At 69.2% G+C, this 6,664-nt stretch carries 9 protein-coding genes and 1 pseudogene; 4 read left to right on the top strand and 6 right to left on the bottom strand.

What is annotated here, in order from left to right; all coding sequences use genetic code 11:
• Window positions 1-395: 395 nt before the first annotated feature.
• On the bottom strand, window positions 396-698 hold the full coding sequence (locus AC0699_RS38925; RefSeq protein WP_478671108.1) for a muconolactone Delta-isomerase family protein: 303 nt from the start codon (window positions 696-698) through the stop codon (window positions 396-398).
• 183 nt (window positions 699-881) lie between these two features.
• Here AC0699_RS38925 and AC0699_RS38920 point away from each other — a divergent pair, with 183 nt between their 5' ends.
• Complete coding sequence (locus AC0699_RS38920; RefSeq protein WP_478671104.1) at window positions 882-1,595, top strand: SDR family NAD(P)-dependent oxidoreductase; 714 nt, start codon at window positions 882-884, stop codon at window positions 1,593-1,595.
• 219 nt (window positions 1,596-1,814) lie between these two features.
• Here AC0699_RS38920 and AC0699_RS38915 read toward each other — a convergent pair whose 3' ends face one another.
• Entirely contained in the window at window positions 1,815-2,435 is a 621-nt protein-coding gene (locus AC0699_RS38915) for a TetR/AcrR family transcriptional regulator (protein WP_478671101.1), read from the bottom strand.
• 129 nt (window positions 2,436-2,564) lie between these two features.
• Between AC0699_RS38915 and AC0699_RS38910 the strand changes: the two genes are divergently transcribed.
• Window positions 2,565-2,936: a YybH family protein gene (locus tag AC0699_RS38910; protein WP_478671096.1), complete on the top strand. Its 372-nt coding sequence runs from the start codon at window positions 2,565-2,567 to the stop codon at window positions 2,934-2,936.
• A 257-nt stretch (window positions 2,937-3,193) separates the two neighbouring features.
• On the opposite strand, the gene AC0699_RS38905 is transcribed toward AC0699_RS38910, so the two are convergent.
• Entirely contained in the window at window positions 3,194-3,667 is a 474-nt protein-coding gene (locus tag AC0699_RS38905) for an N-acetyltransferase family protein (protein ID WP_478671092.1), read from the bottom strand.
• A 125-nt stretch (window positions 3,668-3,792) separates the two neighbouring features.
• Between AC0699_RS38905 and AC0699_RS38900 the strand changes: the two genes are divergently transcribed.
• A complete protein-coding gene (locus AC0699_RS38900; protein ID WP_478671086.1) occupies window positions 3,793-4,170 on the top strand; it encodes a hypothetical protein in 378 nt (125 codons plus the stop codon).
• A gap of 273 nt (window positions 4,171-4,443) precedes the next feature.
• Here the strand turns inward: AC0699_RS38900 and AC0699_RS38895 are convergent, their stop codons facing one another.
• From AC0699_RS38895 to AC0699_RS38885, 3 genes and pseudogenes are all read right to left on the bottom strand, one after another.
• Window positions 4,444-4,662, bottom strand: a complete 219-nt coding sequence (locus AC0699_RS38895; RefSeq protein WP_478671081.1) for a hypothetical protein — start codon at window positions 4,660-4,662, stop codon at window positions 4,444-4,446.
• Window positions 4,663-4,773: 111 nt separating this feature from the next.
• Window positions 4,774-5,071 (bottom strand): annotated as a pseudogene (locus AC0699_RS38890) (aldo/keto reductase); the annotation flags it as partial.
• A gap of 47 nt (window positions 5,072-5,118) precedes the next feature.
• On the bottom strand, window positions 5,119-5,766 hold the full coding sequence (locus tag AC0699_RS38885; RefSeq protein WP_478671077.1) for an ATP-dependent DNA ligase: 648 nt from the start codon (window positions 5,764-5,766) through the stop codon (window positions 5,119-5,121).
• A 279-nt stretch (window positions 5,767-6,045) separates the two neighbouring features.
• Between AC0699_RS38885 and AC0699_RS38880 the strand changes: the two genes are divergently transcribed.
• Window positions 6,046-6,570, top strand: coding sequence for a hypothetical protein (locus AC0699_RS38880; protein ID WP_478671074.1), 525 nt, complete (start codon window positions 6,046-6,048; stop codon window positions 6,568-6,570).
• Window positions 6,571-6,664 lie beyond the last annotated feature (94 nt).

The raw sequence follows: 6,664 nt of genomic DNA, 5'->3' as shown, positions 1-6,664 counted from the left end.
CTCCTAATCAGCGGCCGGGTCGTCGGTGAGACGCCGGGCGGCCAGGTGACGTGAACCATCGTGTGCAACCCGCTGAAAGCCATACCCGGCGTCTCTGGGCCTCTGGACCTTACGACGGCCCGTCCAACCCACCAACAACGTAGGACCCGCTGACTTCGGCGGTTCGATCTCACCTGCGGGGACCACCGTCCGCCAGCTGCAGGAACGAACGTCTCCCCAATGCCACCATCACCCCGAGCGAATCCCGAGCCTCAGCTCACCGCTCGCTGACGATGAGTCAGGAGTGGCTGCGTGCACGGAGTGTTCCTTGGGACTGCGCGGTGACCGGGAACGGCGGTCGGGGTCGGGTGCACGGCGGTGCGGGGGTGCGGGGGTGCGGGGGTGCGGGGGTGCGATCAAGTGTCGGGGTCAGCCTTGCCCGGGTCGTTGGGGTGGGACTCCAGGGCCGTGATCACGGGGGTCATCCACGACCAGAGCGGCAGGGTGCCGAGCACCTTCTCGCGCAGCTCGTTCTCGTCGGCAGCGCGCCACACACCGATGCTGCGCAGCTCACCTACCGGGCGCCACAGCCGCACGAGGTGACCGGCGGCAGCCAGTTCCCTGGCCCGTACGGCTTCCGCGGCGCGGCGGCGGTCGACCTCGGCCGGGTCGGTGCCCTCGGGGATGGTGGTGGTGAGCTCGACCAGGAACTCCTTCAAGATCCTTCTCCTTCTCTGCGGGGCACTTGCGAGCCCGTGGCGTCTTCAGGTGCGGTGAGCCGGTCCTGCCGGATCACTGCCCCTGCTCAGACCCTTTGAATTTTCTCGACCGGTCGTCTACTTTATAGGAGACCGGTCGGCTAGTCACTCGTCGACACTCCCATCCCCGTCGAAAAGGTCATCATGAGCACGCAGGATCAGAAGGTCGTGGTCATCACCGGTGCGTCCCAGGGCATCGGAGCCGGGCTTGCCACCGCCTACCGCAAGCTGGGCTACGCCGTCGTTGCCACCTCCCGCAGCATCGCCGAGTCGCAGGACGCGGACGTCCTCACCGTCCAGGGCGACATATCCGACCGCGCCACCGCAGAGCGCGTCATCGCTGCGGGCGTCGAGCGATTCGGCCGCATCGACACGCTGGTCAACAACGCAGGAATCTTCATCGCCAAGCCGTTCACCGACTACACCGAGGACGATTACGACGCGGTGCTCGGCGTGAACATAGACGGCTTCTTCCGTATCACCCAGCTCGCGGTCGAGCGCATGCTCGAGCAGGGCAGCGGTCACATCGTGCAGATCACGAGCAGCCTGGGCGACCAGCCCGACTCCGCCGTGACCTCCGTACTCGCCTCGCTGACCAAGGGTGGCCTGCAGTCCGCCACCAAAGCGCTGGCCATTGAGTACGCCACGCGCGGCATCCGTTCCAACGCCGTCGCCCTGGGCATCATCAAGACCCCCATGCACTCTGAGGAGTTGCACGAGACGCTTGCCGCCCTGCACCCGGTCGGCCGGATGGGTGAGGTGAGCGACATCGTCGACGCGGTGATCTACCTCGAGAATGCCCCGTTCGTCACCGGCGTCGTCCTCCCCGTCGACGGCGGCCAGACCGCCGGCCGCTGAGCCGCAGGACCACCTGCCACCTGCCACCTGCCACCTGCCACCTGCCACCTGCCACCTGCCACCTGCCCGACGATCCACACGGCGGGACCCACCCGGCACCCCACGGCTGGTTACGCCGGTATCGCAGACGGGCGGGTCCGGCTCATGCGGCCAGAAGCCCGCCCCGCGCACGGAGGAGCCGGCCGCTCCAACCTGCCGCACCCCTGCGGCGGGCCGGCATCACGCGCCGGCCACTGCCTCCTGTGGCGCGCCGGCGCCGAGCAGCGCCAGGCAGTTCGCCCACAGAGCGCCGAGCTGGGACGTGTTGTTGTAGAGCTTCGCAAACAACACCTGGCCCTCGACCTGCGCGACCACCGACCGGGCGGCTTCACGGGGGTCGGCAACGTTGACCTCTCCCCGCTGAAGGGCCTCGGTGATGACCGACTCGACCATGTCCACCTGGGCATCGAAGATCGCCTGCAGGCGATCGCGGATCGACTCGGTCTGATTGCTCAGCTCCAGAGTGAGGTTCCCGAACAGGCACCCCGAGACAGTGCCGCAACTCTTCTGACCGGCACGCTGAGCCGCCTCGGTCTCCTCGAACAGTTGCCGCAGCCGCTGCAGGGGCTCCGCATCACTGTGGAGGATGCGGGTCCAGTCGCGCCGCTGACCGGCCCAGTGCTCGTCGAGGACCGTCAGTGCCAGGGCTTCCTTGGACTCGAAGAAGTAGTAGAAGCTGCCTTTGGGCACCCCGGCCGCTTTGCAGATCTCGGCCACGCCCAATGCTGAGTACCCGCGCAGCTCGATGAGTGACTGCGCAGCGCTGATGATCTTCTCTCTGGCATCACTGGTCCGTCCCATGTTGGCAAGTATACGACCGCTCGACTAGTCTGTAATAGACCGGTCGGCTAGTAGCCGACCCGCCCACAGGCGACCGTTACGGCGAGCGCCGTCTCCCCCGCCCGCAACGCATGGACAAGGGATAACGCGATGAGCAATCCGATGCACGAGGTTCTGAAGCACTGGAAGGCCGCGTTCGACGGCCACCAGCCGGACGTCATGGCCGACCTGTTCACCCCCGACGCCCTGTTCCAGGGCTTCGGCCCCGAGGTCCTCTCCGGCCCGGATGCCGTACGGGCCTACTACGCTGCGGTCCCGAGCGACCGCAGCGCCGATGTGACGATCCTCCACACGTACACGATCGGTGAGCATGTAGCCGGAGGCTTCGCGGACGTCACCTTCCGCGACCCGGCGGACTGGGAGGCTTCGGTGCACCTTTCGCTGGTCCTCCAGCGGAACGGAGACGGTGACACCTGGCGGATCCGCCAGTACCACGTCTCCCGGGTCAACACCGAGCACTGAACCGCACCCCCAGGCCTCTGCCGGCCGGCCGCGACCTGTCACCACGCTCATCACCACGCGAACGTGACCGCTCGGGCTTGCAGGACGGCGAGGAAGCCTCTCCCCGTTCCGGCGGGGGATCCCCGCCTCCATCGCGGGATCGTCGCCGAGGACGCAGCGGCAACCAGCGGGGCGCGATTTCCGTGGGCGGCCGCCCCCTCAGGCCGGCAGGGACGTCACCCTGCCCTGCTGGTCTGGTCAGGTCAGGTCAGGTCAGGTCAGGTCAGGTCAGGCCAGGCCAGCGGACGCTCGTAGACGAGGAAACCCTCGTGGCGGGCCACCTGGTCGTAGAGGGCACGCGCCGAGGCATTGCCCTCGTGCGTCTGCCAGTAGAGCTTCTCCGCCCCGGCCTCCCGGGCCGCCGCGGCCGTCGCCTCGATCAGCGCCCTGCCCACTCCCTGGCCGCGCGCGGCGGGCGTGGTGAACAGGTCCTCCAGATAGCAATAAGTACCCGCGGCCCACGTCGAACGATGCAAGATGTAGTGGCAGATGCCGACCAGAACGCCGTCGGCCCACGCCCCCAGCGCACCCATCGGCTCCGCCGGATCGCCGAACCGAGCCCACGTCAGATCAGTGACGCCGGCCGGAAGGGCATGGTCGTAGAAGTCCAGGTACGCCTGCCACAGCGGATCCCATGCCGCCCGGTCGCCGGATGTCACGGGGCGCACGTCCAGGCCGGTGCTCAGCGGCACAGTTCCTCACACTTTCGTCGACAACGGCTGACCCCAGCATGCCACGGCGTCCCACGCTGTCCTCCCCCGGCCGACCCGCCTGAGCCGCCCGACCCGGCGGGGGTAAGCGGCCGCCGGTGACCCCCATGGCACGCCCCTGGAGTCATCTCGGTGCCTTCACCGGCTCAGCAATCAGGCTCGCCGCACCACAGACAGGGACTGCTGACCACACGAAGCACCGTGGGTCGAGCCGGACATCGCGCCGGCCCTTCGAGAACGACGAGCACGTCTACGACGCCCTGCGGGCACGCGCCAGTGGGTTCATCCGCAAGCGGGCCCCGTCACAGCAGATCGCCCACGCCATCCGGCTGGTGGCCACCGGTGACTCCGTTCTCTTCCCGGACGCCGTCCACTGGCCGGCCGCCGAAAGGCCCGTACGGCGCAATGCCGCCACCGAACTCGGGGTGAGCCTGGAGACCGTCAAGACGCACATGGGTGGAGACCGTCAAGACGCACGTGGGTAACGTGCTGACCGATCTGGACGCCAACAACCGCACGCAGGCGGTCGTCATGGCCTACGAAAGCGCGTCTGGTGTACCTCGGGTCGAACGACCGGTAGCGCCCGGTCGGCGGACGTACGTGCACCGGGCGCCAGACACTCCCCTGCGTCGGCGGCGTACCGGCTCACGTTCGATGCGTGACACCGCAAGTCGGCATCGTCGGCGGCGTCTTGGGCCGGCCAGGTGCCGAGCGAGCCCAGGAGGCGCGGCTGTCCAGCGTGCACTACACCCTGCGGCTCACTCCCCGGCCCGGTGGTAGTAGACCGTGGCCGAGAGCCAGTCACCGTGTTCGGTGATCTCCGAATGGATGACGATGTCCTGGATCTCCACCGGGCCGAGGGACTCGATGGAGTCTGCCACCCGCCGCAGCAGGGCGGGGGCACTGTCGCAGCCCGGACCAGAAGGGTTGGCCTGGGAGAAGTGGTGCACGGTGTGATGCTCGGGTTCGGCTGGCATGGCGACTGATCGTAGTTGCGTAACGATCCGGGAGGAACCGGGGCCTGCCACCTTGCGCCTACCTCGGCACCACCGTCTTCGCCGCCGCAGTCCCCTTCCGGTCGGCTCCGATCACCGTCGAACAGACAGAACCTGTGCCTGCTCGGGCAGCCGGTCGAGGCGGTCGCGGTGGGCCGGGGTCAGGTGGAGGTGTGCTGCGGCGAGGTTCTCCTCCAGGTGGTCGATCCGGGCGGTGCCCGGATCGGGAGGATCACCGGCGAGTGGCCGAGGAGCCATGCGAGCGCGACCTGGTTGTGGGTTGCGCCGGCCTCGGCCGCCACGGCGGCGATCTCTGCCTCGCGCCCGACGCCCCTGCCGCGACGGGCCGCCACGGCAGGAACGCGATCCCCGCCGCCTCGCAGGTCGCGAGCGCACGAGACGTGCTGCGCGGTCGGCGTCGGTGAGCCGGCGCGCGACTCACGTGTCCGCGTCAAGGTGCTTGATCTTGATCCAGTCGCGGGAGCGGCGTCCGGGCAGGTACGGGCTGGTGAGCCGTTTGGCAATCACCCCGTCGAAGCCTTCCGTGTACGTCTGCTCGAGTGCCTGAGCGGCGCTCGAGGGCCAGGCCGCGGGTACGGCGATGCCGGGTCCGGCCATTGTGAGGTCGTCCAGGAGGTCCCGGCGGGAGGTGTAGGGCAGATGCACCGTCGGTTCCCCGAGATACAGGATGTCGAAGATCATCAGATGGACGGGAAGGTCCTCGCGGGCGTGGGCGACGGCGTCCGGATGGTGCAGGCTCATCCGCTGCTGCAGCTGCTCCACCGATGGGTGCCCCTGGCCGTCCAGGGTGATGATCTCCCCGTCGAGCACCGCTTCCGGCGCGGGCAGCAGACCGGCCAGCGACTGGAACTCCGGGTACTGGGCCGTGACGTCCACCCCTGTCGCCGAGAGCAGGCGCACGCTGCCGTCACCGGGCAGATGGGCGATGACACGGGCGCCGTTCCACAGCGTTTCGTACGCGTATTCGGCCTCTGTCTCCGGTCCGGGTGGCGGACCGATCACCGCGAGCATCGGCGCCAGGGGAGGCAGCGCACCGTGCGAGGCGGGGGGCGGGTGCACGCTCATGGTTTCCAGCGTGACCCCGTCGACGCGCTTCGGCCACCCGCCTGCCCGGCGTGCCCCCGACGACGCCGGGGCCGGAGGGCGGATCGGCGGTCCCCACAGGGGCCGATGCCGCGGCTTGCCCTGTCCTTCGCCGACCCGTTTTACGCACTGCCGCCGCTTGGCGGTATGTCCCGAAATGTGTTCTTGGTCGGTTGGTGGTTTGCTGCTCCGTGGCGGCGGACCGACTTCCGGTTTGCCGTTTCTCGTGCGTTTCCGCCGGAGACTCAAGGAGGAGTCCGAATGTCCGTCTACACCCCCCAGCAGATCGGCCAGCCGCAGACCCAGCAGCCGTTCGGCCAGCCCCCGATGGGGCAGCAACTCTTCGGCCAGCAGCAGCAGCCGTTCGCCCAGCAGGGCCAAGGCCAGTTCGGCCAAGGGCAGCAGCCGTTCGGGATGCAGGGGCAGCAGCAGTTGCCGCTGCTGGTGACCGAGCTGTCGCTGCGATGTGCGGCGACAGCGGTGAGCGCGGTGACGGAACATCTGCGGACGGACCCGCAGATCCTCATGGGCATCCAGGCGCAGGGGCAGATCCCGCCGCACGCCTGGAGCATGGTGCTGACCGAGTGCGCCCGCCGGATCGCGCCCATCGTGCACACCGCGCTCGCGCAGATCACCGGCCAGGGCCAGGCGGGCCAGTACGGCCAGTTCGGTCAGTTCCCCGGCCAGCAGGTGCAGGGCCAGCCCGGTCAGTTCGGCCAGATCCACGGCCAGGGCATCTTCGGGCAGCAGCCGCAGTACGGGCAGATGTCGGGCCTGGGCATGTGAGTCGCGGGGGGGGGGGGGGGGGGGGGGGGGGGGGGGGGGGGGGGGGGGGGGGGGGGGGGGTGGGTGGGGGGGGGGGGGGGGGGGGGGGGAGGAG

The sequence above is a fragment of the Streptomyces sp. NPDC043870 genome (assembly GCF_056435785.1).
The sequence above is the reverse complement of the archived record's forward strand: the minus strand, read 5'-3'. Positions and strand labels throughout refer to the sequence as shown.

Coding starts and splice junctions, on each gene's coding strand:
- AC0699_RS38920 (WP_478671104.1), top strand. CDS start 882: ATGAGCACGCAGGATCAGAAGGTCGTGGTCATCACCGGTGCGTCCCAG.
- AC0699_RS38915 (WP_478671101.1), bottom strand. CDS start 2,435: ATGGGACGGACCAGTGATGCCAGAGAGAAGATCATCAGCGCTGCGCAG.
- AC0699_RS38910 (WP_478671096.1), top strand. CDS start 2,565: ATGAGCAATCCGATGCACGAGGTTCTGAAGCACTGGAAGGCCGCGTTC.
- AC0699_RS38900 (WP_478671086.1), top strand. CDS start 3,793: ATGGCACGCCCCTGGAGTCATCTCGGTGCCTTCACCGGCTCAGCAATC.
- AC0699_RS38895 (WP_478671081.1), bottom strand. CDS start 4,662: ATGCCAGCCGAACCCGAGCATCACACCGTGCACCACTTCTCCCAGGCC.
- AC0699_RS38885 (WP_478671077.1), bottom strand. CDS start 5,766: ATGAGCGTGCACCCGCCCCCCGCCTCGCACGGTGCGCTGCCTCCCCTG.
- AC0699_RS38880 (WP_478671074.1), top strand. CDS start 6,046: ATGTCCGTCTACACCCCCCAGCAGATCGGCCAGCCGCAGACCCAGCAG.